The organism is Streptomyces sp. SudanB52_2052 (assembly GCF_964272415.1).
Taxonomy (GTDB): domain Bacteria; phylum Actinomycetota; class Actinomycetes; order Streptomycetales; family Streptomycetaceae; genus Streptomyces; species Streptomyces olindensis.
This window is the reverse complement of record NZ_OZ186796.1, coordinates 7,525,240-7,551,280: the sequence shown is the minus strand read 5'-3', so window position 1 is coordinate 7,551,280 and position 26,041 is coordinate 7,525,240. Positions and strand designations below refer to the sequence as shown.

The window sequence follows — 26,041 nt, the reverse complement described above, 5'->3', positions numbered from 1 at the left end:
GCCCGCATGCCGCGATGCGAACAAGTCCCCCCAGCCGTGGACACACCGGTCGACGCCGTCATCTCCCGTATGCGCGCCCTCGGTGCGACCCTGCACCCCCGGGACGGGGTGGCGGTCTTCAACCGCGTCTATCTGGCGGTGACGGAGGCGGTGGACGGGCACGTCGACAGGGGACGGTTCACGGACCCGCGGGCCGCGATCACGCTGGACGTACGGTTCGCCGAGCGGTATCTCGACGCCGTCGAGGCGGCCGCGCGGGACCGGCGCGCACCGGCCTGCTGGCGGCCGCTGTTCCAGCTCCGCCGCCATCCCGGGGTACGGCCGTTGCAGTTCGCGCTGGCGGGCATCAACGCGCACATCGGGCACGATCTCGCGCTGGCCGTCGTGGACACCTGCCGTACGCTCGACTGCGCACCCGTCGACCTGCAGGACGAGTTCGACGCGGTGGGTGATCTCCTCGTCTCGCTGGAGGAGCGCATCCGCGAAGATCTGATGCCGGGCCCCGATCTCCTCCAGATCGCCGACCCGCTCACCCACCTGCTCGGCTCCTGGAGCCTGGAGCGGGCCCGCGACGCGGCCTGGACGGCGGCCCGGGCCCTGTGGGCCCTGCGCGGACTCCCCGACATCGCCGGGGAGTTCACGGAACACCTGGACACGGCGGTGGGCCTCGCGGGACGCATGCTGCTCACGCCCCTGGCCGAACCGCCGCTCCGAGGTTAGTCCTCCGGCAGTTCGACGGGCGCGATCTCGTCGTACACGTCGCCCGGGCCCGGGTTGGTCGGGTCGGTCGTGCCGCCCAGGTGGTGCATGACGCCCCAGACCGCGTTGAGGGCGGTCTGGATCGCGCCCTCGGCCCAGCCGGCCGTCCAGGAGATGTCGTCGCCGGCGAGGAAGATGCCGCGCTTGTCCTCGGGCAGCCGGTCCTGCATGAAGTGCGTGAACAGGCGCCGCTGGTAGCGGTAGTGGCCGGGCAGGTTCGCCTTGAACGCGCCCATGAAGTAGGGCTCGTTCTCCCAGGACACGGTCACCGGGTTGCCGATGATGTGCTTGCGGATGTCGACCTTGGGATAGATCTCGCCGAGCGACTTCAGCATGACCTCCATCCGCTCGTTCGCGGACAGCGGCAGCCACTTCAGGCTGTCGTCGCACCAGGTGTACGACAGGCAGATGACGGCGGGCTTGTCCGGGCCGTCGTCGAGGAGGTAGGTGCCGCGCGTCATGCGGTCGGTGAGCGTCATCGACATGACGTCCCGGCCGGTCTCTTCGTCCTTGTCCAGCCAGAACGGGCGGTCCACCGGCACGAACAGCTTGGAGCTCTCCATGTAGTGGGTGCGCTCGATGGCCGTCCAGTGGTCGATCGGGAAGAGCGAGTCGTCGCAGTCGATCTTCGACAGCAGCATCCAGGACTGGGCGGTGAAGACGGCCGCCCGGTAGGTGCGGATGTCGCCGCGCGCGTCGGTCACCGTGATGCGGTTGCCGGCCGTGCGGCGCAGCCGGGTCACTGCCGGGCGGGGCTCGCGGCCCTCGTGCAGGCTCGCCAGCGAGGTCCCCTGGGACCAGTGGACGATCTTCTGCGGCTCGCGCTCCCACAGGCGCAGCGGCAGCTGCTGGGAGCCGCCGACGATGCCGCGGTGGTGGTCGTCGGCCTCGGTGTAGACGACCCGCAGGATCTCCAGGATGGAGTTGGGGAAGTCGGTGTCCCAGCCGCCCGTGCCGAAGCCGACCTGGCCGAAGATCTCCCGGTGCCGGAAGGACTTGAACGCCTCGGAGTCGCACAGGAACCCGTAGAAGGTCTGGTTGTCGAGCTTCTCGACGAGCCGGGACCAGATCTCGCGGATGCGCGGGACGTCCCGCTCGCGCAGGGCGCGGTTCATGTCGGAGAAGTCGGCGCCCTCCTCCAGGCAGCGGTTCCAGGCCTCGGCGACGTCCCGGTAGACCTGGGGCAGGTCGTCGATCGTCTCGGCGTAGTGCGACTCGCCCTTGAGGTCGACGACGGTCGACGGGGTCGCCTCCGCGAGGGGGTTCGGGAACGGCCGCGTCTCGAGGCCGACGAGGTCGATGTAGTGCTGCAGGGCCGTGGAGGACGGCGGGAAGCGCATCGCGCCCATCTCGGCCGTCAGGGAGTCGTCACAGCCCTCGAAGCCGACCGTGCGCAGCCGCCCGCCGATCTGGTCGGCCTCGTAGACGACCGGCTTGAGGCCCATCTTCATCAGCTCGTACGCGGCGACGATGCCGGACAGGCCGCCGCCGATGACCGCGACCTCCGTGCCGTGCTCGGTCGCGGGTATCTGGCCGAGGCCCGCCGGGTGGGCGAGGAAGTCGTCGTAGGCGTACGGGAAGTCCGGGCCGAACATGGTGATCGGCGGCTGCTGCGCGTCTGCGTGCTCGACGGCGTTGGGCACGGTGGACGTCATGGGGTACGGACTCCTTGCACGGTGACGAACTGGCGGGTGTGGGGGTTTCAGACGAGCGACGCGTACAGGCCGGGGCGCCGGTCCCGCAGATACGGGTTGTTCTCGCGCGAGGCGGCGAGGAAGGCCGGGTCGACGTCGGCCAGGACGAGGTCCTCGCCCCGTCCGGCCCGGGTCCGGGCGATGCCGTCGGGCCCGGCGAGCGTGGACAGGCCCACGAACTCGAACTCACCCTCCCGGCCGACCCGGTTGACGTAGGCGACGTACATCTGGCTCTCGAAGGCCCGCACCGGGATCATCGACTCGGCTACGAACTGGAACGGGTGCATCTGCGCGGTCGGGACGACCAGCAGGTCGGTGCCGGCCAGGGCGTGGGCGCGGACGTTCTCCGGGAACTCCACGTCGTAGCAGATCAGGATCCCGACGCGCAGACCGTCGATCTCCGCCTGGACGACCTGCTGCTCCCCCGGCGTGAAGTGATCGCGTTCGAAGCAGCCGAAGAGGTGGGTCTTGCGGTAGTTCGCCAGGCGGGTGCCGTCGGCGGAGATCAGCTGGGCGGAGTTGAACACCGCCTCGCCGGCCCGCTCGGGGTAGCCGTAGGCGATGGCCAGGCCGTGGCTCGTCGCGATCTCGGCGATCGCGTCCGCGCAGTCGCCGTCGGCGGGCTCGGCGAGCCGGCCGATCTCGTCGCCGATCGCGTAGCCGGTCAGGAACATCTCCGGCGTGAGCAACAGCCCGGCACCCGCGGCGGCGGCCCGGCCCGCGGCCTCGTCGAGGACCTTGAGGTTCTCGACGGTGGAGCCGGGGCGGCCGGAGCTCTGGAGCAGGGCGGTGCGCATGCGTGTTCCTCACCGGGCGAAGGGTGGTCGGAGGGCCCGCGGGGTCGTTGGAGGGGCCACGTAGACGGTACGGGCGGCTGACCAGGGCGGACAAGCGGGAGCCGTTGCGCGCCGGTGGACGGTTCGTTGCGTGCTTCCGAGGTCCGGCGGCGATTCGTTGCGCGACTTCGGGCCCAGCCCCGCTCCTCCTGGGAGCGCGGTCCGGGCCGGTCTTCCCCGCCGGGCGGCGGAGGCGGGGTTGCGTCCGCAGCGCGATGTCCCGTCCGCGCCGGGCCGGGAGAGTAAGGGCTGTCCACACGACCTGCGGAAAGGACCGCGATGAAGCGCCGTACCAAGATCGTCGTGCTCGGCACCGCACTGCTGCTCACCGCCGGGGCGGCCTCGGCCGCGACCGCGTCGGACCCGCCCCGGCCGCGCGAGGCGGCGGCGTCGGAGGCGGACCGGCCGCGCGAGGCGGCGGCCCTCACCGGCACCGCCAAGCTGTACCGCTCGGCCGGGGACGACATCACCTTCTCCTTCGACGCGCACCTGGCCGCGAAGGACAAGGCCGACCCCATGAAGGCCACCGGCACCTTCGCGTTCAGCCACTACCAGAACGGCAACGGGGCCCGGGCCGAGGTCGCCGTCGACTGCCTGCTGACCGGCGGCAAGGTCGCCGTCGTCTCGGGCATCGTCACCGAGTCCGACCTGCCCGGCGCCGAGGGCAAGCGGGTCGGGGTCACCGTCCACGACCTGGGCCGCCACGACCGGCTCGGCTACAGCTGGGCCACCACGGGCACCCCCGCCGAGACGGACGGGCTGCCCAAGTGCGTGAGCTCCGCCCCCTTCGAGAAGGTCGCGAAGGGGACGGGCGACTTCACGGTCGTGCCCTGGCAGCCCGAGCTCTGACCAGCGCCAGGGCCGTCACCAGGTAGGGCACGGCAAGCACCGCGAAGACGGTGCCGTGCGTCAGACGGGCACCGAGCAGCGCGTACACGCCGAACGTGGCGACCGTGGCCAGCTCGGTGCCCAGGCTCGCCACCGAGGTGAGCGTGGCCCGGCGGGACTCGTCGATGCGGTGCTGGAGACGGACGTCGGCCAGCACTTCCGCCAGCTGGAACCCGGCGAAGGCGAGGCTCACCAGGGCGATACCGGCGAGTGAGTGGGAGGCGGCGCCCACGGCCAGGGCGAGCGCTCCGCCCGCGAGCAGGGCCGCGAACCCGGCCGTGCCGAGGCGCTCGGCCGGTCCGGCCAGGAGGCTGCCGACGGTGACGCCCGCCCAGATCAGCATGACCAGGTAGGGCACCGTCGCCTCCGCGACGCCGATGTCCCGCACGAGCAGCGGGGTGTACTCGTCGAGCGCGCCCCACACCGCGGCGACGGCCGGGACCAGCAGCAGGGCGCCGCGCACCGCACGGTCCCCGCGGACCTGCGCGAGCCCGGTCCGCAGGGTCGCCGCCCAGCTGTCGCCGGATGCCTCCGGGCGCACCCGGTGCTCGGGGAACCGGGTCGCGGTGAGGGCGGTCAGTACACAGGCCACGATGCTGGCGGCGCCGACGGCCTCGTAGCCGCCCAGGGCGAAGACGGGTCCGGCGAGGCCCAGGGAGGCCACGGTGCCCGTCAGCCGCGCGGCCCGGGCCCGGCCCATGACCCGCGCGTACCGGCCGGCGGCGCCGAGGCGGTCCAGCTCGTCGTAGACGAGGGCCTCCAGCGCGCCCGAGCCGAGCGCTCCGCCGGCGCCCCACAGGACGAAGCCGACCGCGAAGGCGCCGTACGACGGGAGAGCCACCCACAGCGCGAAGCCGACGGCGGTGAGCAGCGGGCCGATCCACAGCAGCCGACGGCGCGAGACGGCGTCCGCCCAGGCGCCGGAGGGCACTTCGAGCAGCACGCCGGTGATCGACCACAGGGCGAACAGGGAGGAGATCTGCCAGAGCGACAGGCCGGTGTCGGCGAACAGCAGCGCGTACACCGGGTAGAGCAGGACGAAGTCGTCGAGGAACGCGTAGCCGTACAGCGTGGTCGTCAGCCGCCGGACGCCGGTGGCGGGCACGCGTGCGGGTGAGAGTGTCATGAGGCCTTCCCGTAAGGACCGATCGGACGCCGGAGGTACGGCGGCCGAGGCGGTCCTCGGGAGGCACGGCGGGTGGATCAATGTCGCCAGGTCATGACACCGATGCTAGGCGGTGTCCGGCGGATCGGCCCCTGGATTTCGCCCGCCCGTTACGTGGGCGATCCCGACGAGAAGCGCCGCAGCAGCGGCGACAGCACGAGCACGGACTTGGTGCGCTCGACGAACGGCTCCCCGGCGATGCGCTCCAGGACCCGTTCGAAGTGCCGCATGTCGGAGGCGAAGACCTGGGCGATCGCGTCGGCGTCCCCGGTGACGGTGGAGGCGGCCACGACCTCCTGGTAGCGCTCCAGGCCGCGCTGGATGGTCTCCGGGGAGGTGTTGCCGCGGCAGTAGATCTCGACGAACCCCTCGGTCTCCCAGCCCAGGGCGCCCGGGTCCACGCGGACGGTGAAGCCGGTGATGGCTCCGGTGGCCCGCAGCCGGTCCACGCGCCGCTTCACGGCGGGCGCGGACAGGCCGACGAGGTGGCCGATGTCGGCGTAGGAGCGGCGGGCGTCCTCGGCGAGGGCGTGCACGATGCGTTCGTCGAGATCGTTCAGCACTGTGGGTCGTTCACTTCTCGGATGGTGCCAGTCGGGAACGGCGGTAGCCGTACACGAAGTAGAACACGAGCCCGGCGGCCATCCAGACACCGAAGACCACCCAGGTCACGGTCGACAGGCTGCCCATCATCCAGACGCAGAAGCCGAAGCCCAGCGCGGGCAGGACCGGCGAGAGCGGCACGCGGAAGGTGCGGGGCATGTCCGGCCGGGTCCGGCGCAAAACCACGACGGCCACGTTGACCAGGGCGAAGGCGAACAGGGTGCCGATGCTGGTGGCGTCGGCGAGCTGCCCCAGCGGGATCGCGGCGGCCAGGACGCCGCAGAACAGGGAGACGATCAGGGTGTTGGCGCGGGGCGTGCCGGTCTTGGGGTGGACCTTGGCGAACACCTTGGGCACCAGCCCGTCGCGGGACATGGCGAACAGGATGCGGGTCTGGCCGTAGAGCACGGTCAGCACGACGCTCGCGATGGCGATGACCGCGCAGAACGCCAGCAGCGTGCCCCAGAAGGTCTGCCCGGTGACCTCGCGCATGATCTGGGCCAGGGCGGCCTCGGAGTCGGTGAAGTTCCGCCAGGGCTTGGCGCCGACGGCGACGGCGGCGACGAGGACGTACAGCGCGGTGACGATGACCAGCGACAGCATGATCGCGCGGGGCAGGTCGCGCTGGGCGTTCTTCGCCTCCTCGCCGGCGGTGGAGGCGGCGTCGAAGCCGATGTAGGAGAAGAACAGGGTGGCGCCGGCGGCGCTGACCCCGGCCATGCCGAGCGGCATGAAGTTCTCGTAGTTGCCGGAGCGGAAGCCCTGGACGCCGATGGCGCAGAACAGCACCAGCGCGCCGATCTTCACGATGACCATCACGGTGTTGGCGCGGGCGGACTCGCGGGCACCGCCCAGCAGGAACGCCATCGCGAGGAGCACGACGATCAGCGCGGGCAGGTTGAACACGCCGCCGTCACCGGGCGGTGCGGACAGGGCGGCCGGGATGGTGACGCCTATGGTCCCGTCGAGCAGTTCGTTGAGGTACTCGCCCCAGCCGACCGCGACGGCGGCGACCGACACGCCGTACTCCAGGACCAGGCACCAGCCGCAGACCCAGGCGATCAGCTCGCCCATCGTTGCGTACGCATACGAGTAGGAGGACCCGGAGACGGGGATGGTGCCGGCCAGCTCGGCGTAGGACAGGGCCGAGAAGAGGGCGGTGAGGCCCGCGATGACGAAGGAGAGCGTGACGGCCGGGCCCGCCTTCGGGACGGCCTCGCCGAGGACGACGAAGATGCCGGTGCCGAGGGTGGCACCGATGCTGATCATGGTGAGCTGCCAGAGCCCGAGGGTACGCCGCAGCGACCCTCCCTCGCCCTGGCCACCCTCCGCGACCAGGCGTTCCACGGGCTTGCGGCGCATGAGGCGCGCGCCGACGCCCGGGGACGAGGGGGCGGCCGTCTGGCCTGGGTTCTGCGGGGGTGCGCCTTGGTCGAGCACGCGCTGGCTCCTTCATCGCTGCCGGTCAGGGCGGCAGGGACCGCGGGCACCCTTGAGCAGGGACCCGTCGAGCGGAGTCCCCGCCACGCCACGTACGAGGCGACAGCCTACGAGGAGCGGCGTTGCTGTCGAAATGCAGCAACCTTGCGCGTACACGCAAGATCATTGCGTGCATGGAGGCTGACCGGAGGTTCGTTGCACCGCCGGTTTCGACCGTTGCGCGGGCAGACGCGTACGGCCCCCGTCCCTCCCTGCGGGGCAGGTCGAACGGGGGCCGCACGAAAGGGCGTTGGGCGGGCGTGGGCCGGGTCAGCTCCAGCTGGCGTGCAGCGGCTTGCCCTCGGCGTAGCCGGCGGCGCTCTGGATGCCGACGATGGCCTTCTCGGCGAACTCCTCCAGGGAGCCGGCGCCGGCGTAGGTGCAGGAGGAGCGGACGCCCGCGATGATCGAGTCGATCAGGTCCTCCACGCCGGGGCGGGCCGGGTCGAGGAACATGCGGGAGGTGGAGATGCCCTCCTCGAACAGGGCCTTGCGGGCCCGGTCGTACGCCGACTCCTCCGAGGTGCGGTTGCGCACGGCTCGGGCGGAGGCCATGCCGAAGGACTCCTTGTAGGCGCGGCCCTGCGCGTCGTGCTGGAGGTCGCCCGGGGACTCGTAGGTGCCCGCGAACCAGGAGCCGATCATCACGTTGGACGCGCCGGCCGCGAGGGCCATGGCCACGTCGCGGGGGTGGCGGACACCGCCGTCGGCCCACACGTGCTTGCCGTACTTCCTCGCCTCGGCGGCGCACTCCAGGACGGCGGAGAACTGCGGCCGGCCGACGCCGGTCATCATGCGCGTGGTGCACATGGCGCCCGGTCCGACACCGACCTTGACGATGTCGGCGCCCGCCTCGATGAGGTCGCGCACGCCCGCCGCGGCGACGACGTTGCCCGCGACGATCGGCACCTGCGGGTCGAGGTCGCGCACCAGCTTCAGGGCGCTGATCATCGACTCCTGGTGGCCGTGCGCGGTGTCGATGACGAGGGTGTCGACGCCCGCGTCCAGCAGCTGCTGGGCCTTGCCCGCGACGTCGCCGTTGATGCCGACGGCGGCGGCGATGCGCAGCCGTCCCCGCGCGTCGGTGGCCGGCTTGTACAGCGTGGCGCGCAGGGCTCCCTTGCGGGTGAGGATGCCGGCGAGCCTGCCGTCCTCGTTGACCGCGGGGGCGTAGCGGCGGTTGGCGTGGTCGAGGGTGTCGAAGGCCTCGCCCGGGTCCATGCCCGCGTCGATGAGCAGCAGGTCCCGGGACATGACCTCGGAGAGCTGCGTGAAGCGGTCGACGCCGGACAGGTCGGAGTCGGTGACCACGCCGATCGGCTTGTGGTCCTCGTCGACGACGACGCCGGCGTTGTGCGCCCGCTTGGGCAGCAGGGCCAGCGCGTCCGCGACCGTCTGGTGCGGGGACAGGATGATCGGGGTGTCCAGGACCAGGTGGCGGCTCTTCACCCAGGAGACGACGTCGGTGACCACGTCGATCGGGATGTCCTGCGGTATCACCACCAGGCCGCCGCGGCGGGCCACGGTCTCGGCCATGCGGCGCCCGGCGATGGCGGTCATGTTGGCGACGACGAGCGGGATGGTGGTGCCCGTGCCGTCCGGGGAGCTGAGGTCGACGGCCTGCCGGGAGCCCACCGAGGAGCGGCTCGGCACCATGAAGACGTCGTCGTACGTCAGGTCGTACCCGGGCTGGATGTCATTGAGGAAACGCACGTGCTGCACATCCCAGTCGATCAGAGGTGACCCCCCGACCGGCCGGCCAGGGGGAAAAGAGCACGTACTTCATTCTCCCATGCCGGGTGCGCGAACGTCCCCCAGCAGATCATCCAGGCTGGTCAGGGCGCCGTTCGGAGGATTCTCCAAGGCCGAGGGTGACGAAGAGGCCGGGGCCCCGGTCCGTCGCCTCGGCGAAGATCTCCTCCGCGACCTGCCACTCCTCGGGCCGCGCCTCGGCGTACGCCCGCCAGCCCCGGACGACGACCAGCAGTCCGCGGTCCTCGGCGCCCTCGGGCCAGAGGGCGGGGTCGGACAGGCAGTCGGCGAGCGCGTCCCAGTTGCGGCCGAACCACTCGGGCAGGGACAGGTCACGGGCGCAGCGGTCCATGAGGCCCGCCTTGTCCGTGACCCCTTCGAGGTCGAGGACGACCACGATGCGGCCCGCCGGGTCGTGCACCCCGTGCGTCTGACCGACCACCCGTCAGACTCCGTCCGGGTCGGAGCGGTTGAGCGCGGACTTCGGGGCCGGGCCCGCCGTCATCAGGTAGTCCGCGGCCGACGTGTCCGTCACCAGGCTGGTGACGAGCCCGGAGCGCAGCACCGCATCGATGGCGGGCCCCTTGCGCTGCCCGCCCGCGATCGCGACGACCTCGGGGATGCGGCGGAGCTGGTCGGCCTTGACGGTGATGCACCGCTCGCCCAGGTCCCGGCCGACCCGGCGGCCCTCGGCGTCGAAGAGGTGCGCGGACATCTCGGCGGCGACTCCGAGGGAGGCGTAGTGGGCGCGCTCCTCCTCGGTCAGCATGTCGTGCACCGTGGAGATGCCCGGCTCCCAGGAGCCGATGGAGACGCAGGCGACGGTGACCTTGTCGAAGTGCTCGAAGGCCCGGGCGATGCCCGTCTGGTTGCGCAGCGCCGTGGCCGTGGCCGCGTCGGGCAGCAGCATCGGCGCGTAGATGGGGTGGGCGTCCCCGCCGGACACCTGGGCGGCCCGGCGGACGGCCTCGACCGAGCCGCGTTCGGCGGTCCCGGCGTCGTAGACACCCGTCAGCTGCACCACCGTGCAGGGCGGCAGCCGGTCGAGCGCCGCCGCCATGTGGATGGTGGAGCGGCCCCAGGCCAGGCCCAGGACGTCACCTTCGTTGACCAGTTCGCCGAGCAGGTCGGCGGCCACCTCTCCCAGGTTCTCGGGGTCGGGCGTCTCCTCGGCCTCGGCCGGGGACTCGACCACGACGGCGTGCCTGAGGCCGTAGCGGGCGCGGAGCGCGTCCGAGCGCTCGGCGTCCAGCTCGGCCGGCACACGGATCTCGATGCGTACGAGATCCCGTTCGAGGGCGGTCTCCAGGACCCGGGCCACCTTGAAGCGGCTCACGCCGAACTCCTCGGCGATCTGGATCTTGGACTTCCCCTCGAGGTAGAAGCGGCGGGCCATGGCCGCCGCCTGCACCAGCTCAGCGGGTCCCATCCGCATGGCTGACCGGCCCGCCGACATACCCGACACGGCGATCTCCTCACTGCTGTTCACACTCTGGATTCGCCGTTCATCCTTGCAGATCCGGCGCGGATGATCAGCCCTGATGGGAGCCGTTCACTTTGCTGTGGCTCAGTGGTCGCAGGCCCAGGAGGCCTTCGCCGTCGTCGCCTCCGCCTGGGTGCGTAGTGCACGTACCGCTTCTGCCGGGTCGTTTGCCCCGTAGACCGCCGATCCGGCCACGAAGACGTCGGCTCCGGCGTCGGCGCAGCGCTCGATCGTGGAAGCGGAAACTCCGCCGTCGACCTGGAGCCAGAGCTCCAGTCCGTGCTTGCTGATCAACTCGCGGGTGCGGCGGATCTTAGGAAGCATGATGTCGAGGAAGGCCTGTCCCCCGAAGCCCGGCTCGACCGTCATGATCAGCAGCATGTCGAGCTCGGGGAGCAGGTCCTCGTACGGCTCGATGGGGGTCGCGGGCTTCAGCGCCATGGAGGCCCGGGCGCCCTTGGCGCGGATCTCCCGGGCCAGCCGGACCGGGGCGGCGGCCGCCTCGACGTGGAAGGTGACGGAACCGGCCCCCGCTTCCACGTACTGGGGCGCCCACCGATCGGGGGCCTCGATCATCAGATGGCAGTCCAGCGGGGTGTCCGTCGCACGGGCGAGCGACTCTACGACCGGCACGCCGAGCGTGAGGTTGGGGACGAAATGGTTGTCCATGACGTCGACGTGGAGCCAGTCGGCTCCCTCCACGGCCTTCGCCTCGTCCGCGAGGCGGGCGAAGTCGGCGGAGAGGATGCTGGGGTTGATCTGCACGGCCATGCCCTAAGCCTGCCATGCTCTCCGGGGGTTGTGGGCATCGGTGTCGGGTGGTCCGCTGGGTGCGGGTCGTATGTGGCTGATCGCGCAGTTCCCCGCGCCCCTCGTGGGCGGGCTCCGCGGAGGGGGATGTCATGAAGCAGGGCGTCGCGCATCTCGTCTGCGGCCGGCGGGCCAAGTGGCTCGTGTTGGCGCTGTGGGTGGTGGTGCTGGTCGTCGCCGCGCCGGTCGCCATGAAGCTGACCGACGCGCAGGACAACGACGCCACGTCCTGGCTGCCGGGATCCGCCGAGTCGACGCAGGTCCTGCAGGAGTCGGAGGACTTCCGGCCGGAGCAGATCCCGGCGGTGGTGATCTACGCCCGGGACGGTGGGCTGACGGCGCGGGACCGGGCGGAGATCGCCGAGGACGTCACACAGCTCAAGCAGCTGCGTGACCACGGCATCATCGGTGAGCAGACCCGGGGCCCGGTCTTCGACCGGCAGACCGATCCGCGGGCGGCGCAGGTCTTCGTGCCGATCACGATGGACGAGAAGGGCTGGGAGCGGATCTCGCCCGCCGTCGACTCCATCCGGGAGGACGTCGGGGAGGGCGGCGGTGGGCTGGCCGTGCACATCACCGGCCCAGGCGGCACGTCCGCGGACTTCGCGGAGGGCTTCGAGGGCATCGACTCGACCCTGCTGTTCTCGGCGATGGCCGTCGTCATCGTCATGCTGCTGATCACCTACCGCAGCCTGACCCTGCTGCTGGTGCCCCTGGTCGCGGTGGTCTGCGCGCTGTTCGCCTCCCAGGCGCTGATCTACCTGCTGGCCGAGCACGCGGGCCTGACGGTCAACGGCCAGAGCGCCGGCATCCTCACGGTGCTCGTCTTCGGCGCGGGGACGGACTACGCCCTGCTGCTGGTCGCCCGCTACCGGGAGGAGCTGCGCCGGCACGAGGACCGGCACGAGGCGATGGCCCTGGCGCTGCACCGCGCCGGCCCGGCGGTGCTGGCCTCCGGCGCGACGGTCGTGCTGAGCATGCTGGTGCTGCTGGCCGCCGAGATGAACTCGACGAGCGGCCTGGGCCCGGTAGCCGCGATCGGCGTCGCCGTCGCCCTGCTGGCGATGATGAGCCTGTTCCCGGCCCTTCTGGTGATCTTCGGCCGGTGGATCTTCTGGCCGGTGATCCCGCACCTCGGCTCCCCCGAGCCGACCGAGCGCGGCGTGTGGGCCCGCATGGGCCGCCGCATCGCCCACCGGCCGCGGATGACGTGGGCCGTGACGGCACTGGTCCTGGCGGTCTGCTCGCTGGGGCTGATCCAGCTGCGCGCGGAGGGCATCGGCAACGCGGACGCGTTCACCGGGAAACCGGACTCGATCACCGGCCAGGAGGTGTCGGCGCGCTACTTCCCGGCGGGCAGCGGCGATCCCCTGGTCATCGTCAGCAACCAGGCACAGGCCGAGCAGGTGGGCCGCGCGGTCGCCGCCACGCAGGGCGTGGTCCCCCAGTCCCTCGGGCTGCCGCCCGGCGCGAAACCCGTCTTCGAGGGCAGAGTGCTGTTCGAGGCCACCATGACCGCCCCGGCGGACAGCGAGGCCGCCAAGCAGACGGTGGAGCGGGTGCGGGACGCGGTGCACGCGGTGCCGGACGCCGACGCCCGGGTGGGCGGCGGCACGGCGGCCCTGCTGGACATGGACAAGGCGACCACGCACGACAACGTGCTGATCATCCCGCTGGTGCTGGTGGTCGTGCTGCTGATCCTCTGCGTGCTGCTGCGCGCCCTGATCGCCCCGCTGCTGCTCATTGGGACGGTGATCCTGTCGTTCGCGGCGGCGCTCGGCATCAGCGCGCTCGCCTTCCGGTACGTCTTCGACTACGCGGGCGAGACGACGGACTTCCCGCTGTTCGTCTTCGTCTTCCTGGTGGCCCTGGGCATCGACTACAACATCTTCCTCACCACGCGCATCCGCGAGGAGGCGGCCCGCCAGGGCACCAGACCGGGCGTGGTCACGGGGCTGGCCGCCACCGGCGCGGTCATCACGTCGGCCGGCCTGGTCCTGGCCGGCACCTTCGCCGCCCTCGGCACCCTCCCGATGGTCGCCTTCGCCGAGATCGGCTTCGCGGTCGCCCTCGGCGTGCTCCTGGACACCTTCGTGGTGCGCTCGGTCCTCGTGACGTCGCTGTTCCTGGACGTGGGCCCGAAGGTGTGGTGGCCGCACCGGCTGGCGCGCGAGGACGGGGGCGCGGCGGTCCGGGAGAGCGTCCCGGCGGGGGTCAGCCGGTCCGGCGAATGAGCGCCAGGTACATCGCGTCGGTCCCGTGCAGATGCGGCCACAGCTGGACGTCGGGCCCCTCGCCCAGGTCCGGTACGCCGGGCAGCAGCGGCCGGGCGTCGACGAGGTCGCTGTCCGGGTACTGCTTGAGGACGTCGGCGACCACGGCCCGGGTCTCGGCCAGGTGCGGCGAGCAGGTCGCGTAGCCGACGACACCGCCGACCCGGACCGACTCCAGGGCGGTCCGCAGCAGCCCGCGCTGGAGCGGCGCGAACCCCTCCAGGTCCTCCGGCCGGCGTCGCCAGCGTGCCTCGGGGCGGCGCCGCAGGGCACCGAGCCCGGTGCACGGCACGTCGACCAGCACCCGGTCGAAGCTGCCCGGCCGCCAGGCCGGACGGGTCCCGTCCGCGGCGATCACCTGGTACGGCCCGGGGTTGCCCTCCAGCGCGCGGGCCACCAGCCCGGCACGGTGGGTCTGCTTCTCCGAGGCCACGAGAGCGGCGCCCCGCTGCGCCGCGAGCGCGCCCAGCAGCGCGGCCTTGCCGCCGGGGCCCGCGCACCCGTCCAGCCACCGCCGGTCGGGCCCGTCCAGGGGCGCGTTGGCGAGGGCGATGGCCACGAGCTGGCTGCCCTCGTCCTGAACGCCCGCGCGCCCGTCCCGCACGGCCGCGATGGCGCCCGGCTCACCGCCCTCGGCCAGCCGCACGGCGTACGGCGACCAGCTCCCGGCCACGGCGGCGTCCTCCCTGAGCAGTTCCTCGGTGGTGGCCCTGCCGGGCCGGGCCACCAGGGTCACCTCGGGCCGCTCGTTGTCGGCGCGCAGCAGCTCCTCGATGCCGGCGCGCCCGCCGCCGAGGGAGTCCCACAGCGCGGACACGACCCAGCGCGGGTGCGAGTGGACCACGGCGAGATGGTCCTCGGGGTCCTCGTCGTAGGGCGGCGCGACCCGCTCCAGCCAGCCGTCCAGATCGTCCTGGGCGACCTTGCGCAGCACGGCGTTGACGAACTTGGCCCGCCCGTCGCCCAGCACGACCCGGGCGAGCTCGACCGTGGCGGACACGGCCGCGTGGGTGGGGATACGCGTCCCGAGCAACTGGTGCGCGCCGAGGCTAAGCACGTCCAGCACCGGCGGATCGACCTCGCCGAGCGGCCGGTCGACGCACCGCGCGAGGACCGCGTCGTACGTGCCCTGCCGCCGCAGCGTCCCGTAGACCAACTCGGTGGCGAGCGCCGCGTCCCGGGCGTCGAACGCCTCGGGCCCCTCCTTCTCCCGCGCCTTGCGCAGCAGCGGCGGCAGTACGAGGTTGGCGTAGGCGTCCCGCTCGTCCACGGCCCTCAGCGCCTCGAAGGCGAGGACGCGGACGGGGTCCTTCTTGGGCCGACGGTAGGGCTTGCCGGACGGACGGGGCCGACGGGGCTGGTCGCTCACGAAAAAGGTGCTCCGGGTGTGAGATGAAGTGCGCCCTCCAGCCTACGCCGCGACGCCGTGCGGACCGGGGCCAGGTGGGCGGGGCGGCAGGACACGCGGGGTGGGGCGAGCCGTGTCGGCCGCTGCCCCTGGGGTGGGGCGAGCCGTGTCGGCCGCTGCCCCTGGGGTGGGGCGAGCCGTGTCGGCCGCTGCCCCTGGGTGGGCGAGTCGGATCGGCCGGCTGCCCCGTGGCGGTCAGCCCCCGAGCCGCTCCCCCTCGCCGATCCGCACGCCGCGCGCCCAGTCCGCCGCCCGCATCGGCTTCTTGCCCTGCGCCTGCACCCACAGCAGCTCCACGCCGTACGAGCCGGTGCCGACGTACACGTTGTTCTTCCCGGCGGAGATCTGCCCCGGGGCGAGGTCGGTCCGGTCGGGAACGGGGGTCACCTGGATCAGCTTGAGCCGCTCACCGCGGAACGTGGTCCAGGCGCCGGGGGCCGGGGTGCAGCCCCGTACCACCCGGTCGACGCGCAGCGCGGGAGCGTTCCAGTCGACGCGGGCGTCCTCGACGTTGACCTTCGGGGCGAGCGTGACCCCCTCGGCGGGCTGCGGCACGGCCTTGAGGGTGCCGTCCTCGATCCCGTCCATGGTGGCCGCGAGCAGCCCGGCACCGGCGAAGGCGAGCCGCGTCAGCAGGTCGCCGCTGGTGTCGGTGGGCCGGATCTCCTCGGTCACCGTCCCGTACACCGGGCCGGAGTCGAGCCCCTCCTCGATCAGGAAGGTGGAGGCCCCGGTGATCTCGTCACCGGCCATGATGGCGTGCTGCACGGGCGCGGCGCCCCGCCAGGCGGGCAGCAGGGAGAAGTGCAGATTGACCCAGCCGTGCGCGGGGACGTCGAGGGCGACCCGGGGCAGCAGTGCGCCGTAGGCGACGACGGGGCAGCAGTCCGGCCCGATCTCCCGCAGCCGCTCCAGGAACTCGGGGTCCTTCGGCTTCGCGGGCTTCAGCACCTCGATCCCGGCCTCCTCCGCCCGCTCGGCGACGGGCGACGCGACGAGCCTGCGCCCGCGCCCGGCCGGCGCGTCGGGCCGCGTGACGACGGCGGCCACCTCGTGCCGCCCGGAGGCGAGCAGAGCGTCCAGAGCGGGAACGGCGACCTCGGGTGTACCGGCGAAGACGAGCTTCATGGGGTGCTGGGGGCCTCTCGGGCGGGGGCGATGACGGGCAACGCCCAAGTCTATGAGCCGCGAACGCACAGCCGCCGACGACGGCCCGCCCCCACGGGAGAGCTCGGCCTCTCGGCCAACAGTTACGGGCGCTGCGCGGATGGGATACGGGCGCTGCGCGGGTGGGAGACGAACGCCGAAGGCCGAAGGCCGAAGGCGCACGCCCGGCGCAAACGGGCGCACGCATATGCCCCCACGCCCCCACACCGTGACCCACGGAGCGAATCCGCGTTGGTCAAGACAGAGTTGACCACTTCGGGCCGCGATCGCGGCCCATTCCTTTCAACGCCGGTTCGAGAGGCTTGTTCATGGCCGACCACGCAACCCACGACGCCCAGGCTCGGGCCAGCCTGCACTTGCTGGTGCGGGACATCGAGCGGGTCCGCCGGCAGGTGGACGCACTGCGCACCCTGACCGCCCAGCTGGGCAACGTCTACCGCCCGCGCCGCTCCGGCCCCTCCACGGGCTTCGTCGTCTACGGACGGGCCCCCGCCCCGACGGTACGTCTCGCCCAGGAACTGCGGGACAGTGTCGAGACCCTGGTCACGGCGGCCGTGGACTTCGATCGCTCACTCGGTTTCTCGTGGGACGCGGTGGGCTCCGCACTCGGAGTCACCAAACAGGCGGTCCACCGCCGTTACGGCGCCCGCCGTGCTACGGCCCAGCCGGCCGCGGCCGAGCCGGAGCGCACGCCGGAACCGTCCGGCACGCGCACGGTCAGTGTGGGCACCGGCCTCCCCACGGTGCCGACGGTCCCCGCGGCCCGTTCCATGCCCACGCAGCCGACGGCCGGCAGCCCGGCGATCCGCGACGAGGCACGACCGACGGCCTTCCCGGGCCCACGCAACGGCTGACACAACTCTGCCTCCCCCGTCCTGCCCTCCCCCACCCGCCCCGCCCTCCCGGATGCGCCGCCGGGAGGGCGACGGCGTGTCAGAGCGGTGTGCGGCGGCGCATCCGCGTGGTGCGCGGCGACCCATCCGGACGGTACGCGGCGACCCATCCGGGCGATGCGCGACGACCATCCAGACGGCGCACGGCCGCACATCCCGACGGTACGCCGCGCCCCATCCAGGCGATGCGCGGCAACCCATCCGGACGGTGTTACGGCTGCCAGCGCGGCCCCCGCTCACCCGATATCCGCCGGATCGATCCGCACCCAGACCCCGGTACCGCTCCCTCCCCCACTCCCCCGGGCCATCCGCGCGGCCTGCGCGGCTTTCAGCGCTGCCGCCAGCGCCGCGCCCTTCCCCGGCGGCACCCGCAACAACGCCCGCTCCCACTGCTCCCCGGGCGGCGGCGCCCCCGCACGCCTCGGTCGCCCCGGAGGGGGAACGGGCAGCGGCACGGGTCCCAACACCTCTGCCTCCGGCGGCAGTTCGGCCGTGCGGAGGAAGTCGGCCACCGCATCCGCCGGCCCCGACACGGCCGCCATCCGCGACACGGGCGGGAAGCCCAGCTCGGCCCGCTCCGCCAGTTCGCGCACCGCGTGTCCCACGGGGTCCCACCGCACGAGCGCCTGCACGGGCCGCAGCGTCGGCTCGGCGACGACCACCACCGTCCCCCCGGCCGACTGCGGCCGGACCAGGGACGCGGCCGCGATCCACCGCCGCAACGCGTCCTCCCCTGCCCGCAGATCGGGCCGCCCGAGCATGGCCCAGCCGTCCAGCAGCAACGCCGCGGCGTAACCGCCCTCGGCGACGGGCTCGGCCCCCGGCGTGCTCACGACCAGCGCGGGCGCTCCCGGCACCGTGTCGAGCACATGTTCACGCCCCGAGGTCCGCACCGGCACGGCGGGAAAGGCCCGTCCGAGTTCCTCGGCGGTCCGCCGGGCTCCCACGACCGAGGCCCGCAGCCGGAAGGCCCCGCACTCCGGGCAGTGCCAGCCGCTCTCCTCACGCCCGCACCAGCCGCAGCACAGGGCACCGCCGTCCCGCGTCTCCAACGGCCCCGAGCAGTGCCGGCACCGCGCCGGGGCACGGCAGCCGGCGCACGCCATGCGCGGCACGTAGCCCCGCCGGGGCACCTGCACCAGCACCGGCCCCTGCCGCAGGCCGTCCCTGACGGCCTGCCAGGCGAGGCTCGGCAGCCGGGCGGCGCGAGCGGCCTCGTCCCGGGCGAGATCCCCGTCCCCGACGGTCCGTACGAGCGGAGCGGCTCCGCGCACCTGCTCCCGCCCGGCGACGAGCGGCCGCGCCCAGCCGCTCTCCACGAGCTGCGCCGCCTCCACCGTGCAGGACCAGCTGCCCAGCAGGAAGCCGCACTTGTCCTGGGCGGCCCGCAGCAGGAGCACCTCGCGGGCGTGCGGCTGCGGGGCGTGCTGCTCGCTGTGGCTGTCGTCCCCGTCGTCCCAGAGGGCGACCAGACCGAGGCCCTGGACCGGCGCGAACATCGCGGCCCTGGTCCCGATCACGGCCCGGACGGATCCCCGCCGCACCGCGAGCCACTGCGCGTACCGCTTCTCGGGACCGGCGTCGGCGGTGAGCACCGCGTGCCGCCCCTCCCCCAGCAGGGCCGTCAGCGCGGCGTCGACCCGGGCGACGGCCCGCCCGTCCGGCAGGACGACGAGTGCCCCTCGGCCGGAGGCCAGGGTCGCCGCGACGGCCCGGGCCAGCTCCTCGCTCCACTGCGGCCCGGGCAGCGCGTTCCACACGGCCCGGGGCGCGCCGCCGGAGGCCAGCGACTCCAGGAAGGCCGCACCCCGCTCGTACCGCCGCCAGGACCCCGGCTCCGGTGCCGGGGGCGGCGGCAGGGGCTCGGGGGAGGCGCGCTGCTCGGCCCGGGCGTTGCGCGGCGGCACCGCGAGCTGCAGGACGTCGGCGAGGCTGCCCGCGTACCGGTCGGCGACCGCCCGGGCCAGCCCGAGCAGTTCCTCGCTCAGCACCGGCTCGGGCGAGACGACCTGGGCGAGGGCGGCCAGCGGCCCGGAGTAGTCGGACTCGGGCAGCCGCTCGACGAGGAAGCCGTCGATCAGCCCGCCGCCCTCACGGCGTCCCTCCCGCACCCGGTGCCGCCCGGCCCCGAACCGCACCCGGACCCGCACGCCCGGCTGGGCCTGCGCGTCCAGCTCCTCGGGGACGGCGTAGTCGAAGTACCGGTCGAGGTGCAGCACGCCCTTGTCCACGAGCACCCGCGCCACGGGCAGCTCCTTGGCGAGCGCGGCCCCCCGCCACGTCCGCGGCTTGGCCCGGGGCGTCTTCGCCTTCCGCACACTCTCCCGGATGAGCGCGAGCTGCTCGGGCGGCGCACCCTCGCCACCGCCACCCGCCTGTTCGTTCTCGCTGCTCACGCTTGCATTCTTACCAAACACCACTGACAGACGACGGCGCCCGGGAGGGGCCCGGGGCACGGCGAAGGCCCGGCTCCCCGAAGGGAACCGGGCCTCCTCAAGCCTCGGGGCTCGTTACAGCCCCGCCGCCTTGCGCAGCGCGTCCACGCGGTCCGTCCGCTCCCACGTGAAGTCGGGGAGCTCGCGGCCGAAGTGGCCGTACGCCGCCGTCTGGGAGTAGATCGGGCGGAGCAGGTCGAGGTCGCGGATGATGGCGGCCGGGCGGAGGTCGAAGACCTCGTCGATGGCCTTCTCGATCCGGTCCGTGTCGATCTTGGCGGTGCCGAAGGTCTCGACGAACAGACCGACCGGCTCGGCCTTGCCGATCGCGTACGCGACCTGGACCTCGCAGCGGGTGGCGAGACCCGCGGCGACGACGTTCTTGGCGACCCAGCGCATCGCGTACGCCGCCGAGCGGTCGACCTTGGACGGGTCCTTGCCGGAGAAGGCACCGCCGCCGTGGCGGGCCATGCCGCCGTAGGTGTCGATGATGATCTTGCGGCCGGTGAGGCCGGCGTCGCCCATCGGGCCGCCGATCTCGAAGCGGCCGGTGGGGTTGACCAGCAGGCGGTAGTTCTCCGTGTCGAGCTTGATGCCCTCGTCCAGGAGCGCCTTCAGCTCCGGCTCGACGACGAACTCCTTGATGTCCGGCGCCAGGAGCGAGTCCAGGTCGATGTCGGAGGCGTGCTGGGAGGAGACGACGACGGTGTCCAGGCGGACCGCCTTGTCGCCGTCGTACTCGATGGTGACCTGGGTCTTGCCGTCCGGGCGGAGGTAGGGGATCGTGCCGTTCTTGCGCACGTCGGACAGGCGCTTCGACAGGCGGTGGGCCAGGAAGATCGGCAGCGGCATCAGCGTCGGCGTCTCGTCCGTCGCGTAGCCGAACATCAGGCCCTGGTCGCCCGCGCCCTGCTTGTCCAGCTCGTCCTCGTCGCCCTCGACACGGGACTCGTACGCCGTGTCCACGCCCTGGGCGATGTCCGGGGACTGGGCGCCGATCGACACCGAGACGCCGCAGGAGGCGCCGTCGAAGCCCTTCTTCGAGGAGTCGTAGCCGATCTCGAGGATCTTGTTCCGGACCAGCGTCGCGATGTCCGCGTACGTCTTGGTCGTGACCTCGCCGGCCACGTGCACCAGGCCGGTCGTGATCAGGGTCTCGACGGCGACCCGGGAGGACGGGTCTTCGCGCAGGAGCGCGTCGAGAATGGTGTCGCTGATCTGGTCAGCGATCTTGTCGGGGTGACCCTCGGTCACGGACTCCGAGGTGAACAGGCGACGGGACACAACGCTCCCTGGGGTTGCAGCGGCTGCTGGCTGATCATTGGCGGACGGCGGGGGCTGCACCCGGCGCCGTCCGTGGAACAGTTTATCGGTCACGCTTCGGCCACGGTCCCCCTGTCTCGCCACTCGGGAGTGCTGTGACCTGCGGCACGGGCATTCTGCCCAATGCCGAGCGCCGTTGGCCAGAGGCGCCACGCCTCGATCGGCCGGGTTTGATCGGCTTCGAGAGGGACTGGAGCATCACTGGAGGCGCTCCGTGACCAGGTCCCACACGGTTTCGGCCAGGGCTTCCTTGGGGCCGTGCGGCACCGCCGTCTCGCTGCCGTCGGCGCCGAGGACGACCGCCTCGTTCTCCTCGGAGCCGAAGGTCTTGCGCTCGCCCACCTCGTTCACCACCAGCAGATCGCACCCCTTGCGCTTCAGTTTGGCGCGGCCGTTGGCGAGGACGTCGTCCGTCTCCGCGGCGAAGCCGACGACCACCTGCCCGGCGCGGGCGCGGTCGGCGGAGACCTCCGCGAGGATGTCCGGATTCCGCACCAGGGTGATCGGCTCCGGCTCCTGGTCGTCCTTCTTCTTGATCTTCCCGGCCGCGTACGTCGCCGGGCGGAAGTCCGCCACCGCGGCCGCCATGACCACGGCGTCGGCGTCGGCGGCGGCCTTCAGCACGGCCTCGCGCAGCTGCACGGCCGTGCCGACCGGGACGACGTCCACGCCCGCCGGGTCGGGCAGGGTGCTGTTGGCCGCGATGAGCGTGACCCTGGCACCGCGGGCGGCCGCCGTGCGGGCGAGGGCGTAGCCCTGCTTGCCGGAGGAGCGGTTGCCGAGGAACCGGACGGGGTCCAGGGGCTCGCGGGTGCCCCCGGCACTGACCACGACGTGTCGGCCCTTGAGGTCCGGTTCCCGCACGCCCCGGGCCAGCACCCGGCGGCAGACCTCGAAGATCTCGGCCGGGTCGGGCAGCCGGCCCTTGCCGGTGTCGACGCCGGTGAGGCGGCCCACGGCAGGATCGATGACGAGGGCGCCGCGGCGGCGCAGCGTCGCCACGTTCTCCTGGGTGGCCGGGTGCTCCCACATCTCCGTGTGCATGGCGGGGGCGAAGACGACGGGGCAGCGGGCGGTGAGCAGGGTGTTGGTGAGGAGGTCGTCGGCGATGCCGTGGGCCGCCTTGGCGAGCAGGTCGGCGGTGGCCGGGGCGACGACGACCAGGTCGGCGTGCTGTCCGATGCGGACGTGCGGCACCTCGTGCACGTCGTCCCAGACCTCCGTGGAGACCGGGTTCCCGGAGAGCGCGGACCAGGTGGCGGCGCCGACGAACTGCAGCGCGGAGGCCGTGGGCACCACGCGCACCTCATGGCCCGACTCCGTCAGCCGCCGCAGCAGCTCACAGGCCTTGTAGGCGGCGATGCCACCGCTGACCCCCAGAACGACCTTCGGCTTGTCCACGTCTCTCCCCGTCTCTCCCCGGACTCGGCGACCCGGACCTCGGCAACCGGCACACCGTACGACTCCATGACACACCACAGGCCCGGCAGTCGGCCTGCCGGGCCTGTGGAAAAGTCAGCATCAAGCTGCTAATACGACTTACTGCGCCGGGCCCTCGACGGCCTCGGACGTCAGGAGCCCCGCGTTGATCTCGCGGAGGGCGATCGAGAGCGGCTTCTCGTGGACGTGGGTGTCGACGAGAGGACCGACGTACTCGAGGAGACCCTCGCCGAGCTGCGAGTAGTACGCGTTGATCTGGCGGGCCCGCTTGGCCGCGTAGATCACGAGGCTGTACTTCGAGTCGGTGGCCTCGAGGAGCTCGTCGATCGGCGGGTTGATGATGCCCTCGGGCGCGGAGATGGAAGAGGACACGCTCTACCTTCCGATGGATGGGAAAGATTCTGTCGGGGTGATCAGCGAGGACCGGATCGATCAGCGATGGTCACACGACGTTCATCAAGGCTAGCAGCTCGCGCGCCACGTCCTCGACGGAGGTGTTGACCAGCGTCGTGTCGAACTCCGGTTCGGCGGCCAGCTCGATCTTGGCGGCCGCCAGCCTGCGCTCGATCACCTCAGGCGGTTCGGTACCCCGCCCGGTCAGTCTGCGCACCAGCTCCTCCCAGGAGGGAGGGGCCAGGAACACCAGCTGGGCCTCCGGCATCGACTCCCGCACCAGGCGGGCGCCCTGGAGATCGATCTCCAGCAGGACGGACTCGCCCTTCTCCAGGCGTTCCTGCACGGCCGCACGCGGCGTGCCGTAGCGGTTGCCGGCGAACTCGGCCCACTCCAGCAGTTCGCCGTTGGCGATCAGCTTGTCCATCTCGTCGTCGGTGACGAAGAAGTAGTGGACGCCGTGCTGCTCGCCGGGGCGGGGCTTGCGGGTCGTCGCCGACACGGAGAGCCAGACCTCGGGGTGTTCCTTGCGCATATGGGCGACGACCGTGCTCTTGCCGACCCCGGAGGGGCCGGAGAGCACGGTCAGCCGCGGACGTGCGTCCGGGGGTACGGGGGTCGTCCCCCGGGGTGTTACAGCCATGCAGCGATTATCCAGCAATCCCGGAGTGCCCGGGACTCGCTTCCCCGGAGTGCCCGGGTCAGGAGCCGGTGCTGCCGAACTCGCGCTCCAGGGAGGCGATCTGGTTGGAACCGAGGCCGCGCACACGGCGGCTCTCGGAGATACCGAGTCGCTCCATGATCTGCTTGGCGCGGACCTTGCCCACGCCCGGCAGGGACTCAAGAAGGGCGGAGACCTTCATCTTGCCGATGACGTCGTTCTCCTGGCCCTGCTTGATGACCTCGTGGAGGGAGGCGCCGGAGTGCTTGAGTCGATTCTTGACCTCGGCCCGCTCCCGGCGAGCCGCGGCGGCCTTTTCGAGCGCGGCTGCGCGCTGTTCAGGGGTAAGGGGCGGAAGAGCCACGCCTACGTCACCTCGGATGTCGAACTGTCGGATACGGACCGGTGAGGAACCTAGTCGCCCCACACCTGGGGAGCCACGAGCAACACGCTTGCCCGTTCACTCTCGTCGGAGACTAGCGGGCAAGTCCGCCAGAGTCAGCGAGAACAGCGGAAAAGTCCTGGTCAGCCTTCATCTGAACGGACATTTAGGACATACTGCCCCGGATTTGAGGATGTATTCAGACTCAAGCGGGCCCCGGACCACTCATCGGAGGTCTCCGGAAGAGGTCAGGACGGCGCCACGGTGTGACGGATCTCCTCCGCGAAGCGGTCTGCGGCGTCACGCAGAGCGACCGTGTCGGGACCGTGGCGTAGCACTCCCCGGCTGACGTTCGGCACGACGTTGCGCACCGCGGCGCCGAAGACCCGGGGAAGATCGGCCGGCGTGGCCCCCTGGGCGCCGATGCCGGGTGCGAGGAGCGGGCCGTTGATGTCGAGGTCGTACGTCGACAGATCACCGAGGGTGGCGCCGACGACCGCGCCGAAGGACCCCAGGGGCTCCTCTCCCGCGTTCTCGGCGGCGAGGTGGGCCAGCATCGTCGCTCCGACGTTCCGACCGTCGGAGCGCACGGCGTGCTGGACCTCGCCGCCCTCCGGATTGGACGTCAGCGCCAGCACGAACAGCCCCGCGCCGCTCTCCCGGGCCAGCGCGACGGCCGGGCTGAGCGAGCCGTAGCCGAGGTACGGGGAGACCGTCAGCGCGTCCGAGAACAGCGGCGCGTCCTTGTGCAGGAAGGACTCGGCGTAGGCGGCCATGGTCGAGCCGATGTCGCCGCGCTTGGCGTCCATCACGACCAGCGCGCCGGCCGCCCGCGCCTCGGCGACGGACTGCTCCAGCACCGCGACGCCGCGCGAGCCGAAGCGCTCGAAGAACGCGCTCTGCGGCTTGAGCACGGCCACCCGGTCGGCCACGGCCTCGACGACCGTGCGGCTGAACCGCTCCAGGCCCGCCACGTCGTCGTTCAGGCCCCACTCGGCGAGCAGGGAGGCGTGCGGGTCGATGCCGACACACAGCGGACCGCGCTCGTCCATGGCCCGGCGCAGGCGGGCGCCGAAGGGTTCGAGACCACTCATGCCGTCTTCCTCACGTCGGCGCCCACCGCGTCGGCGAGCGTGGCGTACGGGCTGGTGCGCAGGCGCGCGGCGAGCCCCTTGTGGATCGCGCGGGCGTAGAAGGGCCCTTCGTAGATGAAGGCGCTGTAGCCCTGGACCAGCGTGGCACCGGCCAGGATGCGCTGCCAGGCGTCCTCGGCGTTCTCGACGCCCCCGACGCCCACCAGGGTGATCCGGTCGCCCACGCGCGCGTAGAGGCGCCGCAGGACCTCCAGGGAGCGTTCCTTCAGGGGCGCCCCGGACAGGCCGCCGGTCTCCTTGACCAGCGCCGGGTCGGACTTCAGGCCGAGTCCGTCGCGCGCGATGGTGGTGTTGGTGGCGATGATGCCGTCCAGGCCCAGTTCCACGGCGAGGTCGGCGACGGCGTCGACGTCCTCGTCGGCGAGGTCCGGCGCGATCTTGACCAGGAGCGGGACGCGCCGCGCGGGCACCGTGCGGTCGGCGGCCTCGCGGACGGCGCTCAGCAGCGGGCGCAGCGCCTCGGTGGCCTGGAGGTTGCGCAGGCCGGGCGTGTTCGGCGAGGAGACGTTGACCACCAGGTAGTCGGCGTAGGGCGCGAGCCGCTCGGCGGACTTCACGTAGTCCGCGACGGCCTCCTCCTCCGGGACGACCTTGGTCTTGCCGATGTTGACGCCGACGACGGTCTTGAAGACGGGCGTGCGGGAGGCGAGGCGGGCGGCGACGCGGAGCGAGCCGTCGTTGTTGAAGCCCATGCGGTTGATCAGCGCCCGGTCCTTGACCAGGCGGAACAGCCGCTGCTTGGGGTTGCCGGGCTGCGGTTCGCCGGTCACCGTGCCGATCTCGACGTGGTCGAAGCCGAGCATGGCCATGCCGTCGATGCCGACGGCGTTCTTGTCGAAGCCGGCCGCGAGCCCGAAGGGGCCGTGCATGCGCAGGCCGAGGGCCTCGGTGCGCAGCTCCTTGTGGCGGGGCGCGAGGGCGGCCGCGAGGAAGGTGCGCAGCACGGGCACCCGGGCGGCCAGGCGGATCCAGCGGAAGGCGAGGTGGTGGGCCTGCTCCGGGTCCAGCCGCTTGAAGACGAGACGGAAGAAGAGTTTGTACAT

General features: G+C 72.3%; 23 protein-coding genes. 4 read left to right on the top strand and 19 right to left on the bottom strand.

Going from position 1 to position 26,041, the window contains the following annotated elements; all coding sequences use genetic code 11:
* Positions 1–6 precede the first annotated feature (6 nt).
* Entirely contained in the window at positions 7–720 is a 714-nt protein-coding gene (locus ACSUPV_RS33935) for a DUF5995 family protein (protein ID WP_031116684.1), read from the top strand.
* Here ACSUPV_RS33935 and ACSUPV_RS33930 read toward each other — a convergent pair.
* Both ACSUPV_RS33930 and ACSUPV_RS33925 read right to left on the bottom strand, forming a co-directional pair.
* A complete protein-coding gene (locus tag ACSUPV_RS33930) occupies positions 717–2,414 on the bottom strand; it encodes a flavin monoamine oxidase family protein (RefSeq protein WP_436949141.1) in 1,698 nt (565 codons plus the stop codon). The genes ACSUPV_RS33935 and ACSUPV_RS33930 overlap by 4 nt on opposite strands.
* Before the next feature lie 47 nt (positions 2,415–2,461).
* Positions 2,462–3,250: a carbon-nitrogen hydrolase family protein gene (locus ACSUPV_RS33925; RefSeq protein WP_359793802.1), complete on the bottom strand. Its 789-nt coding sequence runs from the start codon at positions 3,248–3,250 to the stop codon at positions 2,462–2,464.
* 318 nt (positions 3,251–3,568) lie between these two features.
* Between ACSUPV_RS33925 and ACSUPV_RS33920 the strand changes: the two genes are divergently transcribed.
* On the top strand, positions 3,569–4,138 hold the full coding sequence (locus ACSUPV_RS33920; protein ID WP_436949140.1) for a Repetin: 570 nt from the start codon (positions 3,569–3,571) through the stop codon (positions 4,136–4,138).
* Here the strand turns inward: ACSUPV_RS33920 and ACSUPV_RS33915 are convergent.
* The 7 genes from ACSUPV_RS33915 to rpe form a co-directional block, all read right to left on the bottom strand.
* On the bottom strand, positions 4,107–5,303 hold the full coding sequence (locus ACSUPV_RS33915; RefSeq protein WP_436949139.1) for an MFS transporter: 1,197 nt from the start codon (positions 5,301–5,303) through the stop codon (positions 4,107–4,109). The genes ACSUPV_RS33920 and ACSUPV_RS33915 overlap by 32 nt on opposite strands.
* 149 nt (positions 5,304–5,452) lie before the next feature.
* Positions 5,453–5,905, bottom strand: a complete 453-nt coding sequence (locus ACSUPV_RS33910; protein ID WP_031116678.1) for an Lrp/AsnC family transcriptional regulator — start codon at positions 5,903–5,905, stop codon at positions 5,453–5,455.
* A gap of 10 nt (positions 5,906–5,915) precedes the next feature.
* The gene (locus ACSUPV_RS33905; protein WP_037769161.1) at positions 5,916–7,385 is read right to left on the bottom strand and encodes an amino acid permease; all 1,470 of its coding nucleotides are present in this window, start codon (positions 7,383–7,385) and stop codon (positions 5,916–5,918) included.
* Positions 7,386–7,694: 309 nt separating this feature from the next.
* Positions 7,695–9,137, bottom strand: a complete 1,443-nt coding sequence (locus ACSUPV_RS33900) for a GuaB1 family IMP dehydrogenase-related protein (RefSeq protein ID WP_436949138.1) — start codon at positions 9,135–9,137, stop codon at positions 7,695–7,697.
* Positions 9,138–9,246: 109 nt separating this feature from the next.
* Positions 9,247–9,618: a barstar family protein gene (locus tag ACSUPV_RS33895; protein ID WP_359793794.1), complete on the bottom strand. Its 372-nt coding sequence runs from the start codon at positions 9,616–9,618 to the stop codon at positions 9,247–9,249.
* 3 nt (positions 9,619–9,621) lie between these two features.
* Positions 9,622–10,665 (bottom strand): sugar-binding transcriptional regulator, encoded by a 1,044-nt coding sequence (locus tag ACSUPV_RS33890; RefSeq protein ID WP_031116674.1) that lies wholly within the window; start codon positions 10,663–10,665, stop codon positions 9,622–9,624.
* 78 nt (positions 10,666–10,743) lie between these two features.
* Positions 10,744–11,430: a ribulose-phosphate 3-epimerase gene (gene rpe / locus ACSUPV_RS33885; protein ID WP_037769158.1), complete on the bottom strand. Its 687-nt coding sequence runs from the start codon at positions 11,428–11,430 to the stop codon at positions 10,744–10,746.
* 131 nt (positions 11,431–11,561) lie between these two features.
* Between rpe and ACSUPV_RS33880 the strand changes: the two genes are divergently transcribed.
* Positions 11,562–13,703, top strand: coding sequence for an MMPL family transporter (locus ACSUPV_RS33880; RefSeq protein WP_436949137.1), 2,142 nt, complete (start codon positions 11,562–11,564; stop codon positions 13,701–13,703).
* Here ACSUPV_RS33880 and ACSUPV_RS33875 read toward each other — a convergent pair.
* Together ACSUPV_RS33875 and fmt are read right to left on the bottom strand one after the other, a co-directional pair.
* Positions 13,684–15,111, bottom strand: a complete 1,428-nt coding sequence (locus ACSUPV_RS33875; RefSeq protein ID WP_436949136.1) for an RsmB/NOP family class I SAM-dependent RNA methyltransferase — start codon at positions 15,109–15,111, stop codon at positions 13,684–13,686. The two genes, ACSUPV_RS33880 and ACSUPV_RS33875, sit on opposite strands and share 20 nt — an antisense overlap.
* A 234-nt stretch (positions 15,112–15,345) precedes the next feature.
* Positions 15,346–16,278: a methionyl-tRNA formyltransferase gene (fmt, locus tag ACSUPV_RS33870; RefSeq protein ID WP_031116638.1), complete on the bottom strand. Its 933-nt coding sequence runs from the start codon at positions 16,276–16,278 to the stop codon at positions 15,346–15,348.
* Between the two features lie 347 nt (positions 16,279–16,625).
* On the opposite strand from fmt, the gene ACSUPV_RS33865 reads away from it, so the two are divergent.
* Positions 16,626–17,171, top strand: coding sequence for a hypothetical protein (locus tag ACSUPV_RS33865; protein WP_031116637.1), 546 nt, complete (start codon positions 16,626–16,628; stop codon positions 17,169–17,171).
* Positions 17,172–17,446: 275 nt separating this feature from the next.
* On the opposite strand, the gene ACSUPV_RS33860 is transcribed toward ACSUPV_RS33865, so the two are convergent.
* The 8 genes from ACSUPV_RS33860 to ACSUPV_RS33825 form a co-directional block, all read right to left on the bottom strand.
* Positions 17,447–19,606: a primosomal protein N' gene (locus ACSUPV_RS33860; protein ID WP_436949135.1), complete on the bottom strand. Its 2,160-nt coding sequence runs from the start codon at positions 19,604–19,606 to the stop codon at positions 17,447–17,449.
* A 114-nt stretch (positions 19,607–19,720) separates the two neighbouring features.
* Positions 19,721–20,929: a methionine adenosyltransferase gene (metK, locus tag ACSUPV_RS33855; protein ID WP_031116634.1), complete on the bottom strand. Its 1,209-nt coding sequence runs from the start codon at positions 20,927–20,929 to the stop codon at positions 19,721–19,723.
* Positions 20,930–21,166: 237 nt separating this feature from the next.
* The gene (gene coaBC, locus ACSUPV_RS33850; RefSeq protein ID WP_037769148.1) at positions 21,167–22,369 is read right to left on the bottom strand and encodes a bifunctional phosphopantothenoylcysteine decarboxylase/phosphopantothenate--cysteine ligase CoaBC; all 1,203 of its coding nucleotides are present in this window, start codon (positions 22,367–22,369) and stop codon (positions 21,167–21,169) included.
* A gap of 138 nt (positions 22,370–22,507) precedes the next feature.
* Positions 22,508–22,780: a DNA-directed RNA polymerase subunit omega gene (gene rpoZ / locus ACSUPV_RS33845; RefSeq protein WP_003988945.1), complete on the bottom strand. Its 273-nt coding sequence runs from the start codon at positions 22,778–22,780 to the stop codon at positions 22,508–22,510.
* Between the two features lie 70 nt (positions 22,781–22,850).
* Entirely contained in the window at positions 22,851–23,444 is a 594-nt protein-coding gene (gene gmk / locus ACSUPV_RS33840; protein WP_031116632.1) for a guanylate kinase, read from the bottom strand.
* Between the two features lie 58 nt (positions 23,445–23,502).
* The gene (locus ACSUPV_RS33835; RefSeq protein ID WP_003977346.1) at positions 23,503–23,826 is read right to left on the bottom strand and encodes an integration host factor; all 324 of its coding nucleotides are present in this window, start codon (positions 23,824–23,826) and stop codon (positions 23,503–23,505) included.
* Positions 23,827–24,092: 266 nt separating this feature from the next.
* Complete coding sequence (pyrF, locus tag ACSUPV_RS33830; protein ID WP_031116631.1) at positions 24,093–24,938, bottom strand: orotidine-5'-phosphate decarboxylase; 846 nt, start codon at positions 24,936–24,938, stop codon at positions 24,093–24,095.
* On the bottom strand, positions 24,935–26,041 hold the full coding sequence (locus tag ACSUPV_RS33825; RefSeq protein WP_436949134.1) for a quinone-dependent dihydroorotate dehydrogenase: 1,107 nt from the start codon (positions 26,039–26,041) through the stop codon (positions 24,935–24,937). The genes pyrF and ACSUPV_RS33825 overlap by 4 nt, the downstream gene beginning before the upstream one ends.